General features: G+C 52.4%; 19 protein-coding genes and 1 other annotated feature. Of the genes, 11 read left to right on the forward strand and 8 right to left on the reverse strand.

Annotated elements, in window-relative coordinates; all coding sequences use genetic code 11:
* Positions 1-31: 31 nt before the first annotated feature.
* Complete coding sequence (locus H3M12_RS05110) at positions 32-1,207, reverse strand: IS256 family transposase (protein WP_182151013.1); 1,176 nt, start codon at positions 1,205-1,207, stop codon at positions 32-34.
* A 163-nt stretch (positions 1,208-1,370) separates the two neighbouring features.
* On the opposite strand from H3M12_RS05110, the gene H3M12_RS12870 reads away from it, so the two are divergent.
* The 3 genes from H3M12_RS12870 to H3M12_RS05125 all read left to right on the forward strand — a co-directional run bounded on the left by H3M12_RS12870 (position 1,371) and on the right by H3M12_RS05125 (position 4,735).
* Positions 1,371-1,529, forward strand: a complete 159-nt coding sequence (locus tag H3M12_RS12870; RefSeq protein WP_233449227.1) for a hypothetical protein — start codon at positions 1,371-1,373, stop codon at positions 1,527-1,529.
* A 494-nt stretch (positions 1,530-2,023) separates the two neighbouring features.
* Complete coding sequence (locus H3M12_RS05120) at positions 2,024-2,971, forward strand: AraC family transcriptional regulator (protein ID WP_225423573.1); 948 nt, start codon at positions 2,024-2,026, stop codon at positions 2,969-2,971.
* A 138-nt stretch (positions 2,972-3,109) separates the two neighbouring features.
* Positions 3,110-4,735, forward strand: a complete 1,626-nt coding sequence (locus H3M12_RS05125; protein WP_129033281.1) for an ABC-F family ATP-binding cassette domain-containing protein — start codon at positions 3,110-3,112, stop codon at positions 4,733-4,735.
* A 94-nt stretch (positions 4,736-4,829) separates the two neighbouring features.
* Here H3M12_RS05125 and H3M12_RS05130 read toward each other — a convergent pair whose 3' ends face one another.
* The 3 genes from H3M12_RS05130 to H3M12_RS05140 all read right to left on the reverse strand — a co-directional run bounded on the left by H3M12_RS05130 (position 4,830) and on the right by H3M12_RS05140 (position 7,670).
* Positions 4,830-5,663 (reverse strand): metallophosphoesterase, encoded by an 834-nt coding sequence (locus H3M12_RS05130; RefSeq protein ID WP_129033282.1) that lies wholly within the window; start codon positions 5,661-5,663, stop codon positions 4,830-4,832.
* A 181-nt stretch (positions 5,664-5,844) separates the two neighbouring features.
* A complete protein-coding gene (locus tag H3M12_RS05135) occupies positions 5,845-6,603 on the reverse strand; it encodes an SDR family oxidoreductase (RefSeq protein ID WP_129033283.1) in 759 nt (252 codons plus the stop codon).
* Between the two features lie 128 nt (positions 6,604-6,731).
* Positions 6,732-7,670 carry a nucleoside hydrolase gene (locus H3M12_RS05140; protein ID WP_182151014.1) on the reverse strand — a complete coding sequence of 313 codons (939 nt, stop codon included), beginning with the start codon at positions 7,668-7,670 and terminating at the stop codon, positions 6,732-6,734.
* A 170-nt stretch (positions 7,671-7,840) separates the two neighbouring features.
* Here H3M12_RS05140 and H3M12_RS05145 point away from each other — a divergent pair, with 170 nt between their 5' ends.
* Positions 7,841-8,062 carry a hypothetical protein gene (locus H3M12_RS05145; RefSeq protein ID WP_129033285.1) on the forward strand — a complete coding sequence of 74 codons (222 nt, stop codon included), beginning with the start codon at positions 7,841-7,843 and terminating at the stop codon, positions 8,060-8,062.
* An 80-nt stretch (positions 8,063-8,142) separates the two neighbouring features.
* Here H3M12_RS05145 and H3M12_RS05150 read toward each other — a convergent pair whose 3' ends face one another.
* Entirely contained in the window at positions 8,143-9,858 is a 1,716-nt protein-coding gene (locus tag H3M12_RS05150) for an aryl-sulfate sulfotransferase (protein WP_129033286.1), read from the reverse strand.
* A 272-nt stretch (positions 9,859-10,130) separates the two neighbouring features.
* On the opposite strand from H3M12_RS05150, the gene H3M12_RS05155 reads away from it, so the two are divergent.
* The 3 genes from H3M12_RS05155 (at position 10,131) to H3M12_RS05165 (ending at position 13,399) form a co-directional block, all read left to right on the forward strand.
* On the forward strand, positions 10,131-11,006 hold the full coding sequence (locus H3M12_RS05155) for a DMT family transporter (RefSeq protein WP_129033287.1): 876 nt from the start codon (positions 10,131-10,133) through the stop codon (positions 11,004-11,006).
* Between the two features lie 491 nt (positions 11,007-11,497).
* Complete coding sequence (locus H3M12_RS05160; protein ID WP_129033288.1) at positions 11,498-11,938, forward strand: nucleoside 2-deoxyribosyltransferase; 441 nt, start codon at positions 11,498-11,500, stop codon at positions 11,936-11,938.
* Between the two features lie 27 nt (positions 11,939-11,965).
* Positions 11,966-13,399: a cytosine permease gene (locus H3M12_RS05165; RefSeq protein WP_129033289.1), complete on the forward strand. Its 1,434-nt coding sequence runs from the start codon at positions 11,966-11,968 to the stop codon at positions 13,397-13,399.
* Positions 13,400-13,466: 67 nt separating this feature from the next.
* On the opposite strand, the gene H3M12_RS05170 is transcribed toward H3M12_RS05165, so the two are convergent.
* Genes H3M12_RS05170 through H3M12_RS05180 form a run of 3 tightly spaced genes read right to left on the reverse strand, consistent with a single transcriptional unit; the run spans position 13,467 to position 15,871 of the window.
* Entirely contained in the window at positions 13,467-14,357 is an 891-nt protein-coding gene (locus tag H3M12_RS05170) for a polysaccharide deacetylase family protein (protein ID WP_170955015.1), read from the reverse strand.
* A complete protein-coding gene (locus tag H3M12_RS05175; RefSeq protein WP_129033291.1) occupies positions 14,354-14,647 on the reverse strand; it encodes a hypothetical protein in 294 nt (97 codons plus the stop codon). The genes H3M12_RS05170 and H3M12_RS05175 overlap by 4 nt, the downstream gene beginning before the upstream one ends.
* A 3-nt stretch (positions 14,648-14,650) precedes the next feature.
* A complete protein-coding gene (locus tag H3M12_RS05180; RefSeq protein ID WP_182151015.1) occupies positions 14,651-15,871 on the reverse strand; it encodes a glycosyltransferase in 1,221 nt (406 codons plus the stop codon).
* A 377-nt stretch (positions 15,872-16,248) separates the two neighbouring features.
* Between H3M12_RS05180 and H3M12_RS05185 the strand changes: the two genes are divergently transcribed.
* From H3M12_RS05185 to tyrS, 4 genes are all read left to right on the forward strand, one after another.
* Positions 16,249-16,491, forward strand: a complete 243-nt coding sequence (locus tag H3M12_RS05185) for a hypothetical protein (RefSeq protein ID WP_129033293.1) — start codon at positions 16,249-16,251, stop codon at positions 16,489-16,491.
* A gap of 72 nt (positions 16,492-16,563) precedes the next feature.
* Entirely contained in the window at positions 16,564-18,018 is a 1,455-nt protein-coding gene (locus H3M12_RS05190) for a helix-turn-helix domain-containing protein (protein ID WP_129033294.1), read from the forward strand.
* Positions 18,019-18,239: 221 nt separating this feature from the next.
* Positions 18,240-19,619, forward strand: coding sequence for an Nramp family divalent metal transporter (locus H3M12_RS05195; protein WP_129033295.1), 1,380 nt, complete (start codon positions 18,240-18,242; stop codon positions 19,617-19,619).
* A gap of 38 nt (positions 19,620-19,657) precedes the next feature.
* Positions 19,658-19,860: a binding site (T-box leader), on the forward strand.
* Between the two features lie 46 nt (positions 19,861-19,906).
* On the forward strand, positions 19,907-21,163 hold the full coding sequence (gene tyrS, locus H3M12_RS05200; protein WP_129033296.1) for a tyrosine--tRNA ligase: 1,257 nt from the start codon (positions 19,907-19,909) through the stop codon (positions 21,161-21,163).
* Positions 21,164-21,666: the final 503 nt, after the last annotated feature.

Genomic DNA, 21,666 nt, shown 5'->3' on the forward strand with positions numbered 1-21,666 from the left:
AATGCCTTCGTACATATAATATGTATCTAACTTAAATAAATGATGCTTCCAAGGTGTCCTGGAGTCCTTTGAACCCTCGGTGGATCCGCTTCAGAGACTTCTCGTTATAAACATTAAACTGAGAAACCAGGAAGCGATCCAGTGAATCTTCCGTTGGAAATTGTTCTTTGTGGTGGGTGGTGCGCTTGAGATGCTTATTAAAGTTCTCAATCAGGTTAGTGGAGTATAGTGATTGCCGAATAGCTGGTGGAAAGTCCATGAAAGTGAGTAAATTCGGCATTTTAAGCAGATCTTTGATTAATTTGGGATAGGTCTGATGCCAGTTGTTGGCGAACTCATTCAGTTTCAGTTCGGCTGCTTCACGGTTGGCGGCCCGATGAACTTGTTTAAAGTCACTGATCACGGCCTTGCGGTCTTTTACGCGAACTTTGTTCATCAGATTCCGCCCAACATGAACCAGGCAACGTTGTCGTTTGGCTTTAGGGAAATGCCGATTCAAGCCTTCATCCAAACCAACTAACCCATCGGCCACAAACAACAGCACATCTTTAACGCCCTGCTTGATCAAGGTTCCCAGCAGTTCAGTCCAGATTCCAGTCGATTCCGTTGGCGCCACTTGGTAGTTCAGCACTTCTTTCGTACCATCTGGACGAATGCCAATCGCAATATGAACGGCTTCTTTTTGAACGGTATCCCGCTTTAACGGCAAGTAAGTGGCATCTAAGAAGATGGCCGCATATTGTGAAGCCAGTCGACGTTGCTGGAAAGCTTGAACCTGTTCATTGACGGCTTTAGTCATGTTGGAAACCGTGGCTTTGGAGTAGTGAGCACCGTACATTTTCTCAATGAGTTCGGCAATTTCAGCAGTGGTAATTCCCTTGGTATACAACTGAATGACCGTTGTTTCTAAATTATTACTGTGCCGACCGTAGGCTGGCAAGGTATGATTTTCAAACCGGCCATTGCGATCTCGAGGAATGGTTAAGTTAAGTTGGCCGTACTTCGTATCAAACGAGCGCTCATAACTGCCGTTGCGGTTATTACCAGTGTTAATCCCAGCGTATGAGTAGCGTTCGTAACCCAAAAACTCTGCCAATTCGGTTTGAAGCAGCTGGTTAATCGCAATTTCGAGGTGGTGACGAAAAACTTCGTCCAAATCTTGCTTTTGGGCTAGTGCAGTGATAATTTCTGTGGTAAGTTCATTCATGGGGAATGCCTCCTGTGATGTTTTCTGTGGTTACTAAATATCATAAGGGAAGGCATTCCCTATTTCTATACAATTCAGAAATATTTTATGCATTTACACAAGATATTTTACGCTCTCGGCGGCGATTCGGCAGTTACTGCTAGCTGATGTGGGGGTCAGTTTCGTGTACCGGTCCGTGGTGCAGGCCGAACTGGCGGCGGGAAAACTCGTCGAGTTGCCCCTGGCGTCCGGCCGATTGGCCCACGATTTAGATTTGGTCTACGTCAAGGACAGCTTTTTTGCGGGGGATTACGCGGCGCTGGCGGCCCAACTACGGTCCTAAAAGCAGACACGAAAAAACCAGCTAACCATGCGTGTTAGCTGGCTCCCCTAAGCAGATGACCCGGGGTCCGGGCACGTTTGCTTCTGAAGACGGCTTCCCCCAAAGTGCGCCTGCAGAATCAAACGTGAGTAGTGTTGGCAAGGGGCTGACCGGTCGACCCTTTCCCCAAAAAGGATTACCGGTTACTAAATGACCCTATAATCTAAATCTGACGGTTAACGTTGGCCAGTGAGTGACCGACTCGGCGGGACGCCGACCCCCCAGTCGCATCTCGTAGATGAGCCTAAACGTGAGGCCCAAAGATTGGAACCCGCAACGTTTATGACCCCATTATAATGAAATTGTCATCAATACATAATCCGGTAATTTAGTTATTGGGTTACTAAAATTAACCACCTTTATGGCTGGTGCGGTATACTATGGTTAACGAGACAACTCACGCGTGACCAATGGGTTTGGTGGCGCGACTAGCCAGAAGCAGGCCAGCCGGTTGGGTGACAGTGACGGCTGACTGGACAACCAAACGGCCGATAATCACGTTGACCCAGAAGAAACGGGGGACTAAGATGCCACGACCGTATCATGAACGGTTAAACTTTCAGATGGAACTGCCATTACGATTGATTTTACACGGGACGGGTGGCCCGAAAAACGTCTTGCCACACTGGCACCAGGCGGTGAAATTGGCCTATGCTTACCGGGGACAACCCGGCCGGGTGCGCATCGGGAGCTCGACTTATCAGATGGTCCCGCACCATTTGTATATCATCAATTCGGGGGTCGTCCACAGTTACGAGACCATGCTAGACGAGGACAATCAGGTCATCACGCTGTTATTGCCGGCGGCTTGGTTGCGAACGTTAGTCGATAGTGACCAGTTACCGGTCTGGGGGCCGCTCGACTTGGATTTGACCATGGCACCGTATCTGCCACTTCATCAAGCCGTCCAAGTCTTGGTCGGCGGGGCGTTGTCGCCGTCGGACAAACGCTCGGACTACCTGATTAACTTGGGTGCCGAGTACCGGTTGGTCGGCGAACTGATCAAGCACTTGACGGTGACCGGTCAAATCGTGACTGACCAACGGCCCTTACCAGATCCGTTGCGTCAAGCGGTCAATGAGATTCAGGATAACTACGCCAACGCGGTCTCGATTACTAAATTGGCTGCCAAACTCAACTATTCGAGCGTGTATTTTTCCCGCTACTTCAAGACCTATTTGGGCATCTCGCCCAAGGCCTATTTGGGGCAGGTCCGCTTGGAGCGAGCGGCCGAACTGCTCATGACCTCGCAGGAATCGGTTCAAGAGATCGCCCGCAAAACCGGATTTCACACGGAAAAGAACTTCTTTGTGACTTTTAAGCAGCATTTCCAAATGACGCCGAATACCTACCGGGAACGTTATGCGGCCCGGCAGTCCTGGCAACAGACCACGCCAGATTAGGCGTTGTTCGTGATTGCGTTCGTCTAGTTTTTATGTTAAACTAACGCAACTTAACCACGACTTTTCAAAAAGCAGCGTGGACGCGCAAACGTCGCGTTGTTTTTTCATGTCAAAATCTAAATCATGGAGGATTGTTCTATGCTCACTGTTTCCAACGTTAGTATGCAGTTTTCAGGTCGCAAACTCTACAGCGACGTCAATTTAAAATTTACGCCCGGTAACTGCTACGGGGTGATCGGGGCCAACGGGGCCGGGAAATCGACCCTGTTAAAGATCATGGAAGGCCGCTTACAACCGACAACCGGGAATGTGAGCATGGGCCCCAACGAACGGATGTCTAGCTTGAACCAGGACCACTTTGCCTTTGACGACGAAGTGGTGCTGAACACGGTCATCCGCGGTCACAAAAAGCTTTACGATATCATGACCGAAAAAAACGCGCTGTACATGAAGCCCGATTTCAGCGATGAAGACGGCTTGCGCGCCGCCGAGCTCGAAGGCGAGTTTGGCGAAATGGGCGGCTGGGAAGCCGAATCCGAAGCCAGTCAACTTTTACAGAACCTGGGCATCGACGAAAGCCTGCACGGGAGCTTGATGAGTGACTTGACCGAACCGCAAAAGGTGAAGGTCTTGCTGGGCCAGGCCCTGTTCGGCCATCCCGACGTGTTACTGCTCGATGAACCGACCAACGGGCTGGACGTGCAATCCATCAGTTGGTTGGAAAGCTTCTTGGCCGACTACGAAAACACGGTCATCGTGGTCTCCCATGACCGGCACTTCTTGAACCAGGTCTGCACGCACATGTGTGACGTGGACTACAACAAGATTACCGTTTTTGTGGGGAACTACGATTTCTGGCTGGAATCCAGCCAGTTGGCGGCTCAATTGAAGGCCAATGCCAACGCTAAGAAGGCCGACCAGATCAAGGAACTGCAAGACTTCATCGCGCGCTTTAGTGCCAACGCCTCGAAGTCCAAGCAGGCCACTTCACGGAAGAAACAACTGGACAAAATCACGTTGGACGACATCCAGCCATCATCGCGGAAGTACCCCTACATCAAGTTCGTGCCCGAACGCGAGTTGGGCAACGACCTGGTGCGCGTCGAACATCTGACCAAATCCATCGACGGCGTGACGTTGTTCGAAGACTTGAGCTTTACCTTACGGCCCGGTGAAAAGACGGCCTTCGTCAGTCGCAATGACTTGACCACCACCGTATTGATGGAAATCATGGGCGGTAACCTCGAACCCGACGCCGGTACCGTGACCTGGGGCCAGACCACCAGTCGGACCTATTTGCCGAAAAACGTCAACGAGTTCTTCTCGGCAGATGACATGACGGTCATCGACTGGTTGCGCCAGTACGCGTCCAAGGAAGAAAGCGACAATACCTTCTTGCGAGGCTTCTTAGGGAAGATGCTCTTCTCCGGTGAAGACGTGACCCGTTCGGTCAACGTGCTTTCCGGGGGTGAAAAGGTCCGCGCCATGCTTTCCAAGATGATGTTGAGTAAAGCCAACGTCTTAGTCTTAGACGACCCTACCAACCACTTGGACCTCGAATCCATCACTGCGCTGAACGATAGCCTGGTTGAATTCCCTGGGAGCATGGTCTTCACGTCCCATGACCATGAGTTCATCCAAACGATTGCCGACCGCATCGTGGCCGTTGGGCCGAAGGGCTTAGTCGACCGCGCCGATACCAGTTACGATGAGTTCTTGGGGCATGACCAAGTCCAGGAACAGGTCGCTAAACTTTACGCCTAATCAACTTAACTTTGAACAAAGCCCCGTCATCCTTACGCCAGGCACAATGGCTGTCAGGATGACGGGGCTTTTTGTGTGAGTTGAAGCCAAAGAATTAATCGCTGATCATCTTTTCGGTGACTTTTTGGTGGCCATCGTAGAGGTGGCCCTTGATGACCCGCTTTTCCTGCACGAAGCGCCCGGAACTGGTCAGAGTCAATGCCGAGATACCACTATCGAAACGCTTGGAACGACTGCCACCGTTGATGAGGTAGCGCGGCGTATCGTGGTCGTTAGCCTGCATTTTGAGGTAACCGTAGCCGGTCGCGCAGAGTTTTTGGACCGGGGTGTGGCCAGTGATGATGATTTTACCCAGGCGGTTCTTGTGCCACTTGGTCGGTTTGGCCGCGTTTTGGTAGAAATAGGGGCCGCGAATATCCAAGAGGTCTTTGGTCCGCTGGTGCTGCAAAGTCCGGTGCCAGTTCAAGCCGGCGTGGACCGCAAAGAGGGTGTCGTTTTCCCAGGTTAACGGGAGACTGGCTAAAAAGTCGGTGTATTTGCGTAGCGGTTTTTCGTGCAAAGCGGCGGCTACGGCGGATAGTTTCGTGGCGTGGATCCCCAGTTGTTGGGCCAGTTGATGACCACTCTTGTGCCGCCAAAGTTTGTAATCGGTGGCGTTCTTGCGAGCCGTTTCGACCCACAACTCATCGTGGTTTCCCAGTAGAGCCACGTCGCCGTAGCGGGTGACCCGGGTCATTAAGATATCGAGCACACCTAGCGGATCCAATTGCGTGTGCTCCACGTGATTGCTGAAACGACGTTGGTCCTGACCATCAATGTAGTCGCCGACAAAAATCAGTCGACTATGGCGAATGGTGGGGTCCGTCAAGAGCACTCGTAAATCATCCGCTGCCGAGTGAATGTCACCCACAAACGTAATTTTCGCCATCTTCGCCAGTCCTTCCTTTTTCCGGTTATTCATTATACGCGAAAAAGTTAGACTCGCCAACATAAAAATTAGGTTAGCCTTAAATAACTTAAAATGGGGATAAAAAAGAGCCCGGGGGATGACCCGGACTCCAGTTCGTGATTGTATTGTTGGGATACATTGAGTTAAAGGTGAAACTTGTTTATTGGGCGGTGTAGCCCCCGTCGACAACGAATTCGGATCCCGTGGCGAACTTGGATTCGTTGGAAGCCAAGTAAACGCAGATGTAGGCGATATCGTTGGGTTCACCGATGTGGCCCATTGGCGTCTTGGTCCGTTGAGACATGGCTTCTTCGGCACCAGGCAAGTCATCAACTAATGGCGTCTTGATGTAGCCAGGGTGCACGGTGTTGACCCGCACGTCGTAGTCCTTTAAGGCGCAATCTAGAGCAGCGGACTTGGACATGATACGGACCGCCCCCTTAGTGGCGTTGTAGGCCCCTAAGTTCGGGTCACCCACGAAGCCTTCGATGGAGGACATGTTGATGATCGAAGCACCTAAGTTCTTGTTCTTCATCCGTTGGATTCCCAACCGGGTACCGAAGAAGACGGCGTCCAGGTTGACGGCTAATTGGCGGTGCCATTCTTCAGTCGTGGTGTTTTCGACACTCTTGTTCACGGCCATACCGGCGTTGTTGACCACCGTCGTGACGGGGCCAAAGGCTTTTTCGGTGGCGTCGAATAAATCGACCCAGCCCTGTTCGTCCGTGGCATCGTGATGGAAGAACTGAATCACATCGGGGCCACCAATGCTCTTAGCCGCTTTTTCACCCACGTCGGCGTGCCGCCCGGTGATCATGACCTTCGCGCCTTCAGCCACGAATTTGTCCGCAATCGCTAAGCCAATCCCCAGGGTGCCCCCAGTAACGATGGCTACTTTTCCGTCTAAACGATGACTCATGCTAACCAACCTCCAATAAATTATTTAATAGTTCGTAAGTATGTTCACGAAAAAAGTGTACCGCTTTTGAGAAGCGAACGCAATTAATTTCGGAGGGTAATGGTCAGCACTTAACCAAGAGTGGGAGATTAGTCAGCCAGCATGGCTAGGTCATCGATTCGCTGGAAAAAGGCGTCGTGGTCGACTTTAGTGACTAAGGTCAACGGGCGGCCATCGGCAATCTCGTAGGTCCGACCTTGGCCGGGACCGGTAGTCAATACGGCACTGGTGACTTCCTTGGTAGTCACGATTTCTGGGGATTGACTCGCGACTGTGTTCAATACATCCCATAGGAAGTAGGTTGAGTTGGTTTCAAAGTGTTCCAATGGTGGCACCAACGCGTAACCCTGACCCAAGAAATCGAGGGCGGGGTGTTGGCGTAAGGTCGCCCAGTGCTGGCGGACGGCTGGTGTCAGTGGTACCTGGCGGGTACTTTCCAGGCCGACCATTTGAATGGCAATCGGGCTGTCCCAAACGGTCTTCACGGCTTGAGGGTCCCAGTAGGCGTTCCATTCAACGGTGCCGTCTTGTTCGGGTTCGGCGACGTTGCCGCGACCGTCGAAGGTGCCGCCCATCCAGTAGAGTCGTTCGATTTTATCGGTGATGGACGGGTCCACGTCCAAAGCCCGGGCCAAGTCGGTCAGCGGTCCCGTCATGACCAGCGTTGTGGGACCGTCGGCAGCCTGAATCTTATCGATCATGTCCAGGTGAGCTGGTTTCGAGGCGATTGGCGTCTTGACGGTGCCGCTCTCGTTTAAGATGGGAAAAGCGTCTAAGCTGAAGGCTTCCATCCGCCACTCCTTCGGGAACGGGTGTACACCGCGAGAATCGGAGGCCGCTACGTTGAGCACGGCGCCGTGGCCAAACCGGTCGATGACCTTCCGGCTAGCGGACACGGCCGGTTCCAGGTAGGAATCGGCGCCCATCACACCGACTCCAGTCAGACGAACATCTTTCATTTGGAGTAGCAGCAATAAGGATACTAGATCGTCGACGCTACCGTCATGGTTCAAATAAACATTACGCATGCAAGTCTCTCCCTCTTATAACGAACATTATAATCAAATCTCTCTTTGATAGTTCTTATAATACGGATATTTCCCGGAAAATGCAAGGGCGAATTGCCGACTTTTAGTTACCGTTAAGCCGGTTTTGCTAGACTTAGTCCAGTGAAAATTGACGAAACGAGGTGGGAACCATGCACACAAATGCAACGCAACGCCCCAAACGCTGGATTGCCCTATTCTTAGCGGGGGTCATCCTCTTCTTAGGTGGCGGAGGGACCGGTTACATGCTGGGCCAACAACAAGCCAAAACGACCCAGGCCCAGCAGATGAAGAAGGGGCCCAAAGGAATGAGTGGCAAGCGACCGAGTGGTCAACCCAGCGGTGCGCCAAGCCAAAGCAGTAGTAGCAATTAACGAACATTAGTCGACACAGAATTAAAAGCGGGCACCGGCCAATCATAGTGATTGGCCGGTGCCCGCTTTTTCGGGTGCGGTTATTTAATTTGACTTAACTTCAGTTGGGCGCTTTGTGGATACAGGGTCATCCGTTGCCCGCGATAACTCCAATCGCCATGCGGGAAGTTAGTCCGGTCGACGTCAAAGACGACTTTATTGGTCTTACGGTTGACTTCGACGAACTCACTCCGTTTCCCGGAATCGGCGTAGCCAAACCCAATCAGGGTGTTGCCCTTGCCGACGGCGTAGCTACTGCCGACGATGTTAGTGAAGTTGCGCTTGCCCAGGGATTGCCCGAATTCCCAAGTCTTTTTGACGGTCCGGTTGAGCTGGTTGATGGTGACGATTTCACCAGCGGACCATTGTTTAGATTGCTTAGTCTTGCCCCGGGTCACTGGGACGTTGTTATCGTAGAACTGTAACTTGAGCTTGTTCCCCTGATTCTTGTTAGGGTCGAGGAACATGACCGCGTGTTGGCCACCATTGTAGCGGAAGTTCTTGTTCTTGGGTGTCAACAGGTACTTTCGGTAACTCTTCGGCAGTTTTTCGGGAGCGGCTAAGATCCACTTGAGCTTCTTGGTCTTGTAGTTGATGGCGAAGATCATATCCTGATTCCGCCCGGACACGATGAGTTCATTGGTCTTCTTGTCGTAAACCATCGAGTTTTGGTGGAACCAGTCGGTCTTCCCGTCGGAACGGTGGGTGCCGTTGTAGTTGTTGTAAGCTGACTTCGGTAAAATCCGTTTCAAGTCGATGACCTTCTTGATCTTCCCGGTCTGCCGGTCGATCTCAATCATGGTATCTTCAACGAAGTCCTGACTCCCATCATCGACGGTCAACAGGAAGTTGTGGTTCGGCAACTCGATGGCGTCGTGGTGAATCACCGTGTTGTCGGCCAGCTTATGCTTATTCTGCTTGGTCGGGAAGAGGCCGTTCATGTTGTACTGCCGGTAAACGCGACCGTAGAAGTCGGTCTCACGCAGCGCGTTAGACTTGGCATCGCTGGCCGAAATCTTGGTCAAGATTAACAAGTGGTTGTTGGCCAACTGTTTGAAGACGTGAGAAATGGGGAGGTTGCTATACCAGCGGACCTTCCCACGGGCATCCATCCCGTAGGTGTAGCCTTGACTGCTGACGGCGAAGGTCAACTTGGTGTTGCCCTTACCCAGGGCCATCTTCTTGGGATGACTAGTCTTCAAGGTGTTCTTGCCGATACCTTTCGGGGCCTTTGTGGTCTGTAAGCGGTAATTATGCTTGGTGACCTGACCACTCTTAGTGGTGAATTTTAAAGTGACCCGGTTATTGCGGTTGGCGTACAGGCCTAAAACGCCCACACTGTGGTTGGTCCGATAGCCTTTGATCCGTTGGTGGATGGTCGTGGCCTTGGTATTCCCGTGGACGGTCAACTCGACGCGGGTCGCCTTAGCGGTCTTGACCAAGATCAAACCGGAGAGGGGGGACGTCTTGTACGGGTTAACGATGGTCTTGGCGTGACTGACCCCAGTCGGCAACGCCTTTAGCTGTTTTTGGTAACCACTGGTCAACTTGTTCGTGGCCGTGGTGTTCTTGGTGGACAACGCTGGACGAATGTTCAACTTGATCTGATTGGTCGACAAGATGTCCTTTTTGGTGTAGTGCTGATTGACCAGCAGGTAGCGCCGGATATTATGTCGTTCGTGGTAGGCGGTAGCCCCACCCACAAGCACCAACGCAACAATCACCAGACCGGTGATCCGCCAGAATTTTTTACTCATGATGACAACTCCTAAGATAATTTAGTGGTTAATGTTTAGCGACTCCCATACATTTTAGCAATCTTCATTTTAAACAACAACAGCGTTTTTTCCGGTCGACTGCGGGCCGGCGCCGCTAAGTCAAGCCGGGTGAGGAACCGCGGTGCTGGTCTAGAGCACCCGAAAAAATTTAGGCCCGACACCATCTCAAAAAACGGTATACTAGAAGCCGTGCCGGTCGGGCTGGCAAACCGGCCGGACGAGACTCAAATTGAGAAGGGAATGTGGTTGGCGTGCAAACCAAAAATGCACTCAGTGGGCATCTGGTGGCCCTCCTCACCGTCTTGTTGTGGGGGACCACCTTTATCTCCACGAAAATTTTACTGGTCGATTTTACGCCCATCGAGATCTTGATGACGCGGTTTCTGATTGGGTTGATTGCGCTCTTTGTAATCTACCCCAAGTTTTTTAAATTCACGAGTTGGCACGAAGAGGGGGCCTTTGCCCTCGCGGGGCTACTGGGCATCTGCCTGTATTACTTACTCGAAAACTTCGCGTTGACCTTAACGCTGGCATCCAACATTGGGGTCATCGTGTCGATTTCCCCGTTTTTCATCGCCATGATCGGGGCGCTACTGGGTCGTAACCACCTGACGGGCAAGTTCTTGATTGGGTTTGTAGCCGCCATGGCGGGCATTGTGCTGATTTCGTTCAACGGTACCAGCGGGGTCCACTTCAACTTCTGGGGAGATTTGATGGCGGTCTTGGCCGCGATGGTCTGGGCGCTATACTCCTACGTGGTTATCTACTTGAATCACCTGCGCTACAACCCGATTCAGGTGACCCGGCGGACCTTCGCCTACGGGTTGATTTTTATTCTGCCCATCTTTGCTTTAACGCACAGTCGGATTCCGCTTCACACGGTCCTGCAGGCGACCAATTTAGGCAACTTTCTGTTCCTGGGGTTGGGAGCATCGGCCGTATGTTTTTTGAGTTGGGCTTATGCGGTCAAAACCTTAGGCGCCGTCAAGACCAGCGTTTACATCTATTTGACGCCGGTAATCACGGTCATCTTTGCCGCGCTGATTTTACACGAGGCCATTACGCCCTGGATCGTGGTCGGTATCTGCCTTACCATTAGTGGGTTAGTGATTTCCCAGCGCGCCTAAGCTTAAGCTATTTTTTAGCCTTTCTTTAGTCAAACGAAAAAAAGCCATGCTACAATATAACCCTAGTCGTCAAAATGGCTAGAGAGTAGGGGCGACCAGTTCTCGGGGAAATTGTGCTGGTTGTGGTGTCACGGTGGGGGAATCGTGACGCCAGTTGAGGGGTGATTGGGGGCGTCTCGCTACCAATCACCCCTCAGTGTTTGTTCGGGGACCGTTTAAATTTTAGCTGCGTCCAAGAGAGGCCCAGCTACTAGGCGGCAAGTCAAATTTGTCTCCCACTATGGGGCAAAAGTGAATTGACGCCGTCCTCCCAAGACCGTATAATACGGACTAACAACCAAATAGTCCTTTTAACTTTAGCCCAGAGAGACTAACAAAGGTACGGTAGAAAAGCGTCATTTTTGCGCGCAACTAGCGGCCGGAGTTCTGTTGAATTCGGTCGCTTTTTTCATGCGCTCGGTTGGTTGAAAAAAATATTGGAGGAATTTTACATGGCACAAATTTACGTTGCAAGTCCGTTTTTCAGTCCCGAACAGGTTGATCGGGTCACACGGCTAGAGCAGGCCTTAGCCGCTAACCCAACGGTCACAGACTTCTATTCGCCACGGTTGCACCAGGACGCTCAGGCCGAACAATTCACTAAGACTTGGGCCACGGAAATCTTCCATCGCGATATGAGTCAAATCGAAGCCGCTGATGTCATCGTCACGGTCCTTGATTTTGAGGCCAAGAACCTCGATTCCGGCACGGCTTACGAACTCGGCGTGGCCACCATGCGCAATCAACCGATTTTGGCCCTGCAAGAAAAGGACGAAGCGGTCAACTTGATGATTACCGAATGCTTACACTGGTACACCAAGCAAGTGACGGATTTTGCCACCTATGACTTTAAGACGTTACCCAAAGGAGAATTTGTCGGTCAGATTCTGTAACGGTTAGAAGAAGGGAGCTTTCCAGTCATGGCACAGGAGATTAAGACAACGACAACAACGCAAACGAAGGCAACGGCGACGTTGGGACGGGCTGCAGCGGTACCCCGCGACCGGCGCCACATGTCCAATTGGGATTTGTTCGCGACTTGGATTGGCGCCAACGCCAATAACGGGACCTGGTACATTGGCGGCGTCATCGCCGCGTGTGGCTTACTGACGGCTTCGACCACGTTGATCATTGTGGGGGTGGTCTCGTACACGTTGTTGGCTTTGGCTAGCTACATGGGGTACCACACCGGGTTGCCGGCGATGACGTTGACCCGTGCGGCGTTTGGGGTGCGGGGCAGTTACTTGCCCTCGATCATCAACGTGATTCAGTTCATTGGTTGGGCCGCGGTGAACACCTTCATTGCCGCCACGTCCATCAGCTACATCTTTGGCGACCTCTTCGGCTGGCCGTTGTACGGCAAACCGGGGGGCAATTTCGGTTTGATCATTGGCATCTTGATTATGAGCGTTTTGCATTTATTGAGTATCTCGGTCGGTGAACGGTCCGTGCGCTTGATTGAACGGGTCGGTATCGTTCTAGTCATCGTCTTTGTCCTGTGGGAATCCGTGGTGGTCTTCCGGACGGTCCCCTTTAGCGCCATTGCCAGCTGGCAACCGCCACAACACCTGAAAATGTCGTCGGGGGTCGCGGCCGATACGCTGGCGGCCTTCAACCTGGCTTGGGTCACGGCTGCGGCCGACTTTAGCCGCTTTACCGCGAAGAAATCCGCGGCCACCACGGCGTCGTTCTTCGGCGCCAACATTGGCCTGTTCTGGTTTGCCTTCATCGGGTTGTTCGCCACGATTGGCACGGCGGTCACCCTCCAACACTTCGACCCGAACAATTCCGACCCCAGCACGGTCGCGGCTAAGTTGGGCCTGGGGGTATTGGCGCTGTTGGTCATCGTGTTGACCAGTACCACGGCCAACGCGGTCAATCTAATGTCGGCCGGTTCGGCGCTGACCAATCTGTGTGCCAAGTTGTCGTTGAACGTCAGTCTCTGGTTGGTGACGCTTGCCGCCACGGTGGTCACGTTCATTCCGGTGTACCTTGCCAGTTTCTTGGACGTTTTCGAAGCCTTTCTGGACGGTATCGGGATGTTTCTGGGACCCGAAATCGCGGTCTTCTTGGTCGACTTCTTCTGGTTGCGCAACCGCCAGTACCGCTTGTCCGAATTCACTAAGGTCCAGGGCGCTTACTGGTACCATCACGGCATCAACTGGATTGCCGTGGCCAGCTGGGTCTTCGGGGTCGCGGCTTACTGGGGCTTGAAACAGTGGCCGCTGATTGCCAACTCAGTGGGGGCGACCTTTATCGCCATGCTGTTGACCGCAGTAATCTACGGTCTGGGGATGCTCTGGTTACGACCGGCGGCGGTCCGGTCCACAAAGGCTCAAGCCATCAATAAATAAGGTAAAAAATGCTCACCGATACGGGCCAAGGCGGCCAGTATTGGTGAGCATTTATAGTTGTTGCGGTTTAATCTTGAGTCAGCCAGCGTTGAATAGATGGCCAACTTTGGTGGTTGACGATGACTCGCGGCGTGGCGTTGAGGTCAGTGTCGTCCGTGGTGATCCCCGCATCGAGCGTGGCGACCCAGGTCAGACGTTGCCGGGCCAAAAAGGCGTTGATGGCGTCAGTCCCGGCGCCGTACGGAAAGGCAAACGAGTCCCCGGTCACGCCGGTGTGGTGAACCAGGTCACGTTTGGATTGGGCGAAGTCGCGTTTGAACTTACCCGTGGCGTGGGGGTGCATGAAGACCGGCGTCATGTGGGCGTCGAGGTAGTGCAGGTTATGCGTGTGCAACCCCAACGTCATCCGCCCGTAAGTGGTCCGGCGCGCGGCTTTGATTTGTGACCAGGTGGCTAATTGTGTGCCTTCCCGGTACCGGCCGGTGTTGCCGGTGATGATAAAGGTGGTGAACGGGTAGCGGTAGTGGTTCAGAACCGGCACGGCATGGTCTAAGACGGTTCGGTCGATGTCGTCAAAGGACAGGACCACATATTTGCCCTTGAGGGGCCGTTTTTGTTGCACCAAGCGGACCATGGTTGCCGCCGAGATCACCTTGACGTGGTGGTCGTGCAAGTACTTCATCTGGGCGCTGAACTGGTCGGCGGGCACGTTGAACTCGTGAAGTTGGGAGTTGGTCGATAGTCCCTGGACCAGGCGCGTCGACCAACTATCACCCAGAATGCGGTGGTAGCAAAAGACCATGATGCCGTTTTTGACTTGTTGGTAACGTTTAGGCAAGGCGTAACTTTCTTGCGTGGCGTGTTGGTGGGTGGCCTGGTGGTGAGTGGTCCAGCCCAGCCCCAGTATCAGGCAGGTAAATAGACCAATTAATAGGCAGAAACGTAGCCGACGGGTCATGCGCTTTTCCCTCCCTTCAGGTAGCACCAGCGCCCGATACAGTAGAGCGGCGTGCTGATGAGTAAGCCCAAAATCAGCCATAAAAAGGCACTGTTAGCGTGGGCCTGCAAATTAAAGAGCAAATATAAACTGACTAGCGTGTCGTTGTACCAGCCCAGACTGAAGCCCAGGTTCGTCACCACGACTAAGACGATGAAGGCCCACAACACGATGAGCACGAGGCCCCGTAAACTCCGGCTGACCCAACTAGTCTGCCGGCGAATAATAGGGGATTGGTTAGAAGGTGACATCAGTTACACCCCCCGATCGGGACTGCGCCAGGTTCCTCGACGTTGCGGGTCCACGAAGTAGGCGCTGACTGCGGCCAGACAACTGACCAGGTTGATCAGCCAGTAGTACAGGACGTAGACCGGAACCAAGAGCAACTCGGGTAAGGTCAAGTCGGCGGTGGTCTGTGAGGCAATGAAGCCAATGGTGAATTGGATGGCGTTGAGGGCGAACATCAAGGCCAACAGGTTGCCGTTGAGCGCCAGATTGTGCAAAAACAGCAGTTGAAAGCCGTAAGCCACCAATGAAATGGCGGTCAAAATGGCCCAACAGTTACTGATGACGGATTCGAGCAAGAGACTGCGTTGGCCCCAAGGGTTTTGTAGCAGCCCGCGGCGGTTGGTGATCAAAACTTCGAGGCCGCCGCGCGCCCAACGCTGCCGTTGCTTGAGCAGGCCGGCTAAACGTTCGGGAACCAAAATCCAGCAGATAGCCCGCGGTTCGTAAGCGGTCTGCCAGTGATGACGGTAGAGGCGCCAGGTGATGTCAATGTCCTCGGTCATGACCGCCGGATTCCAGCCGCCAACGGCTTGTAAGGCCTCACGGCGAAAGGCGACGATGACGCCGGAGACCGTGGTGATGTTGCCGGTCAGGTAGGCCTGAGCTTTCTTGATCAGGTCGATGACGGCCACGTATTCCAGCAGTTGGAGCCGGCCCAATAACGTCGAGCGGTTGCGGACGATGGGCTTGCCGGTCACGGCACCGCAGTTTGGCCGGGCCAACAGGGTGGTCATTAATTGCGTGATGGCGTCTGGTTGGAGCAAGGAATCAGCGTCAATGACGACGAGATAATCACCTCGGGCAATCTGGGCGCCTTGATTCAAGGCGTTGGCTTTACCCTGGTTGATCGGTAGATGTAGCCGGTGCAAGTCGAGTGTCCCCGCCCAGTTCTGACAAAGCTGACCCATGAGTGGCCAGGTAGCATCGGTGCTACAATCATCGATCATGACGACCTCGTAATGTTGGTAGTGCAAATTGGTGAGTGAGGCGACGGCTTCGGCTAGCGTCTCGGTTTCGTTGTGCGCCGGGATCAGGATAGACACGAATGGTTCGTCAGCCGCGGCGACGAGCGTCCGATTCTGACGGTGCCGATAGAGACTCGAAAAGAGGCCCCCCACGATCCAAACGATGGATACGAAAATGGGGTACCCCACGATAAAGGTGGTACTTAAATTATTCAGCCACATAATTGCTTTCTCCCCTGGTATAAATTATCGATAGCATCAATTAGCCTGCCTTTGAGCATAGCATGGTTTAGGGCCGTGGCTTACGCTTTCAATCCAAACGTTACTAAAATGTAACCTTTAGATTCAGCGCTAATCGGGTATGCGATGATTGTTGCGTCGTGTCCGCTGGAGGGTGGGTTTCACCCGCACCGCCAGCCATGAACTGCAGCGCGCACGAAGCGGGGGATGGTTTAGCCGGGACTTGATGACGGGGGATGGTGGCTTTGCCCGCTAATTGGTTGGTCGGTCGTGCTAAAAGCGAGGGTATCAGGCGTTCTAATTGGGAATGCCGTGGTAAAATATAGATGGAAAAGCGAATGGATAGGAGGACGATTAGAATGATGCAGAAGGTACCCACATTACCATTAGTTGAACGTTTAGCCGCTGGCAAGCGGGTCACATTGACCACCAGCGATCAACAGCGCGTGATTCTCCAGCCGGAAGTCCAAGCGGGCCAGTTAACCGGCAACTACCTGAGCAGCGTTCTACCGGACATCCGGTATGACGATCCGCGAATTATTTTGAAGGAAACGCTGACCGAATTAGACGTTCGGCACGTCACGATTACCAATATTGAGTGATGATTGAATCACCTCAGCAGCCCCTGATTCTGGAATCGGGGGCTGTTCGTGAACTTTGGGGGAGTGAGCAACGTGAAAATTGATTTTGCGATGTTGACGGTAAAAGACACCCGCAAGCTCCGGCTCTTATCGTTTATCATTGACCATCAAGGTCAGTTCAACCTGGTGGATTTTGCCACCAGAATGCAAGGGAGCTATTCACAGGCATACCATATTCTCTTGAACTTACGAACGGACTTGAAACATTTAGCCCCAGCCACGACGTTAACGAAGGACGAATTGCAGACACCGGTGACGGTGGATGATTACCGTCACTGGCTGTATGTTCGGAGTATTCCGTATCAAGCCGTGTTGGCGACGTTGGGACCCAAGCCCCAACAGGTCCGCGAACTTTGCGAACGGTACGGTATCAGTACATCGACCTTTAATCGCCGGATGCGACCGATGCGCCAACAGCTGGCCCAGTATCGGCTAGAATTGACCACCAATCCTTTACAATTGGTGGGAGATGAGGCGTTGGTCGCGTTGTTATACTTTACGTTATTTAGTACGACTTTGACTACGGTGGACGAACTCCCGGAGTTACCGCCGACCTACCAGGGATTGTACGACGCTATCAGCACGACTTACACCAGTGATGCCACGTATCAAAATTCGCGGGGATTGGGGCAACACCGGAATTTATTGATCACCTTGACGTTACTGCGATTGTCGCAGGGGCATCGGTTTGCGCCCCTCCGGTTTCCGCTGGTCCACTTGACGGATCTACGGGCCTTGGCCACGAAATTCCAGCAAGAATTGGGTGATTCCCCACGGGAGGCCTTGACCGAACTGGCAACGTTAGATTATTTGTTGACCAGTTCCCCGTATTTTGTGCGGGCTTTGCAACCGCGCAACATGCAACGGTTGTACGCCGGTTTGCGGCAACAGGCCCCGCGGTATCAATTGGCCCCCAACATTTCGGTATTGAGTGACTTTGCGACCGGGACCAATTGGTTTGCCAACTGGCTGTTCTCGTTGGGGCAGTTTATGTTGTTATTTCGCGTTGACCCGTTGTTGCGGCCTGAAGTGACGGCATTATATCGCACTACGCCGACCTCGACGGAAGCCGCCGCGGAGATTGCGGCTAATTTAGCAAAACTCTACCCTAAAGCGGTCACGCCGAGTGACTTGCGGCTAGTCCAGAAATTTTTGAGTAAGTATACCAACGGGCTGAATCTAACGTCGGCCCTGGTCCAATTTTTAGTCTCGTATGACATGTTGGGTGTCACCACGGACATTTTCAACCGACTGTTGGGCGGGGTCGTGCATCTGCAGTTATTGACCGATACGGTGACCATCGATGAACGATACCGTGGCAACTATATCGTGTTGTACGGGACGGATCCCGAGGCCGTGCGGTTTGCGACGGCCCACCGGCTGGAGACGTTCCACTGGCTCAAGGAATTGAAATACGGGGAGAATCTGGACCGGCGGATTCGGACTTTACGCCGCCACGAACTGTCGTTATTTGCCCTGGATTTTTAGCAAAAGCGAAAAAGAACCGCGGTAGCTTCCGAATTTGCCGTGTCGTGCGTGGCTTCCATGAAAATAATTGTTCACCCAGAATCGCGGCGGAATAAGCTCCCGCCGCATTTTTAGTCTTATTGGTTAAGGGCCAACGTTAAAAGAACCCCCGATCCCCGTTTACAATGGCCTGCCCGTCCGTATAATGGTGACTACCATAAGAGATAGGGGAGTGGAATAACATGACAGACAACGTTTCCAAGGCGCCGGCAGCTAAATCAGACCGCCTGCTGGGGTACGCAAACGGACCGTCGTTGGAAGAAATCAATGGGACCGTCACGATTCCGAAGGGTAAGGGGTTCTGGAAGAACTTGATGGCCTTTTCCGGACCGGGCGCTTTGGTTGCTGTGGGGTATATGGACCCAGGTAACTGGGTCACGTCGATTGGTGGGGGTGCCCAATACGGTTACCTACTGATGTCCGTGATCTTGATTTCCAGTTTGATTGCGATGTTGCTGCAATACATGGCGGCTAAACTGGGCATTGTGACGCAAAAAGACTTGGCGCAAGCCACCCGCTCATACACGTCAAAACGAATCGGGTTCATCCTGTGGATTGTTACTGAATTAGCTATCATGGCGACCGATATCGCCGAAGTTATCGGGGGTGCGATTGCCCTGCAACTGTTGTTCGGGATTCTGCTGATTATCGGCGTTTCTTTGACCGTCTTCGATGTGTTACTACTATTGTTACTGACAAAATTAGGTTTCCGGAAAATCGAAGCCATCGTTATCTGCTTGATTGCAGTGATTCTGGTGGTCTTCGCCTACGAAGTAGTCATCGCTCAACCAAACATGGGTCAAGCGGTTGCTAACTTCATGCCGCAAGCCCAGATTCTCCATCCGGGTCAGTTGACCATGGCCTTGGGAATCGTAGGGGCTACGGTGATGCCGCATAACCTGTACTTACATTCTTCGATTGCGCAAACGCGGAAGTTCGACCGGGACAACCCGGAAGACATGCGCCGGGCCGTGAAGTTCACGACCTGGGACTCGAACATTCAGTTGATTGGGGCCTTTGTCATCAACTGCTTGCTGTTACTCTTGGGGGCAGCGTTGTTCTTCGGAAAAGACGTGGATAAATTAGGAACGTTTGGAAACTTGTACGCCGCTTTACAAGACAATCAATTGGCGGGTGCCGTAGCGTCACCATTCTTATCGACCTTGTTTGCAGTCGCCCTGTTGGCTTCCGGTCAAAACTCAACGATCACTGGGACCTTGACGGGTCAGGTGATTATGGAAGGGTTCATCAACTTGCGGGTCCCAATCTGGGTCCGGCGGTTGGTGACGCGGCTCTTGTCCGTAGCACCCGTGGTCATTTGTACCATTATTTACGGGGGAAGCGAAATGGCGTTGGACCGCTTGCTGGTCAACTCCCAGGTCTTCTTGTCCATCGCCCTGCCGTTTTCCATGATTCCGTTGACGTTGTTCACCTCATCGAAGAAAATCATGGGGGAATACGTCAACAAACGGTGGGTTACGTGGCTGGCCTGGATTAGCACGATCGTGTTGACGGTGTTGAACGTTCAAATCGTCTGGACCAGCATCGCGGGGCTCTTTTAGAGAGTTGACTTTTCGCCTTAGGGCCAGTATCATCAAGACCATAAGCAACGAAACAGTTCAGTAGTGGTCTTGGCAACGGTTCAGAGAGCTGACGGGAGTGGGAGTCAGTCCGACCAGGAACATGAATTACCCTGTGGAGCACCCGGAATTTACCGGCGGGCCATTCCGTTAACGATGACGAGCGGTTGTCAAAACTGACAACAACTTGGGTGGTAACGCGGATTTTAGATTCGTCCCTGATGGTCATGTGACCGTTGGGGACTTTTTTAGTTATAGGAGGAAACAAGATGTCGATTATTGATGAGTTAAAGTGGCGGGGTGCCATTAACCAACAAACGGACGAAGCGGGGCTGAGTGAGCTCGTCGCCCAAAAGGCCGTGGGGTTATACGCGGGGATTGACCCGACGGGGGATTCGATGCACATTGGGCATTTGATTCCGTTTATGATTTTGAAACGGTTCCAGTTAGCGGGTCACCGGCCATACATCGTGATTGGTGGGGCCACGGGCTCTATCGGGGACCCGTCCGGCAAGAAGTCGGAACGGAAACTTCAGACTATGGACCAGGTTCGGCACAACCAGGACTGCTTAACGGCTCAAATGGAACATCTTTTTGGGCAGGATGGTAGCTTTAAGATCGTCAACAACTACGATTGGTTGTCCAAACTCTCCCTATTAGATTTCTTGCGGGATTACGGGAAGCTATTCAACGTCAACACCATGTTGAACAAGGAAATCGTGGCGTCCCGGTTGGAAGTCGGGATTTCCTACACGGAATTCACTTACCAGATTCTGCAATCCATCGATTTCTTACATCTTTACCAGCACGAAGACGTGCAACTCCAAATCGGGGGGGCCGACCAGTGGGGCAACATCACCTCAGGAATTGACTTGATTCACCGGCAAGAAGGCGCCGACGCTAAGGTCTACGGGTTGACCATCCCGTTACTTTTGAAGGCGGACGGCACCAAGTTCGGGAAGTCTGAAGGGGGCAACGTCTGGTTGGACCCGAAGAAAACTTCACCGTACGAATTCTACCAATTCTGGATTAATACGGATGATCGCGACGTAGTGAAGTTCTTGAAGTACTTCACTTTCTTGAGCCAAGATGAGATTCAGGATTTGGCCACGGCGGTCGCCACGCACCCCGAAAAGCGGGAAGCCCAGACCCGCTTGGCTGAAGAAGTCACGGAATTCGTCCATGGCCATCAAGCCGTCGTCGAAGCTAAACACATTACTAAGGCGTTGTTCTCTGGGGATGTTGCGGCGTTAACGGCCAGTGAAATTGAACAAGGCTTCAAGAACATGCCATCCGTAACGGTCTCTTCGGATAAGCAAGGGTTAGTCGAATGGTTAGTTGATACTACGCAGATTGAGTCTTCTCGGCGTCAGGCCCGTGAAGATATCACCAATGGGGCCATTCGCATCAACGGTGAAAAGGTGACCGACACTAACGCCGAAATTGATCCGACGAGTGCCTTTGAAGGTAAGTTCGTAATTGTTCGGCGCGGGAAGAAGCGTTACTTCTTAGCTCGGGTACAGTAAATTTGAATAATTAACGGTTAGCTGGTTCTTTAATAAGCGGAACAGCTCGTGAGCTGGAAGGTGACTTCCAGCTTTTTTATTGGGGAAGTTACGACGGTGAGATGCCCAACGAGGGAAAAACAAAGCCGAACAGTCAGCGTGCTTTAGCTAGGGAACACACGGCCGTTGGCTAACTATAATCTCGGTTGGTAATGGATGATATGCGTTTGAAAAAAGGTGTATGAAAAGAGGCGATTTTAGTTGACGCGGCAGGCCCAGCTTGGTATAGTTATAGACGTTGTCACGAGGAATCACCAACTAGACCAATTTGAATGATTGAAATTAGTTGTTGACGAAGTGCCGACGGAATGTTATCCTAATTAAGTTGTCGCTTGGCGATGACGAACCAACAAGAAACGTTGTTAAATCAAACTTCTTGTTGACAAGCATATCAGCCAAATGATATGATGATTAAGTTGTCTGCTTCGGCGGATAACGAGTAGACCTTTGAAAACTGAACATTG

The sequence above is a fragment of the Levilactobacillus suantsaii genome (assembly GCF_014069315.1).
GTDB lineage: Bacteria > Bacillota > Bacilli > Lactobacillales > Lactobacillaceae > Levilactobacillus > Levilactobacillus suantsaii.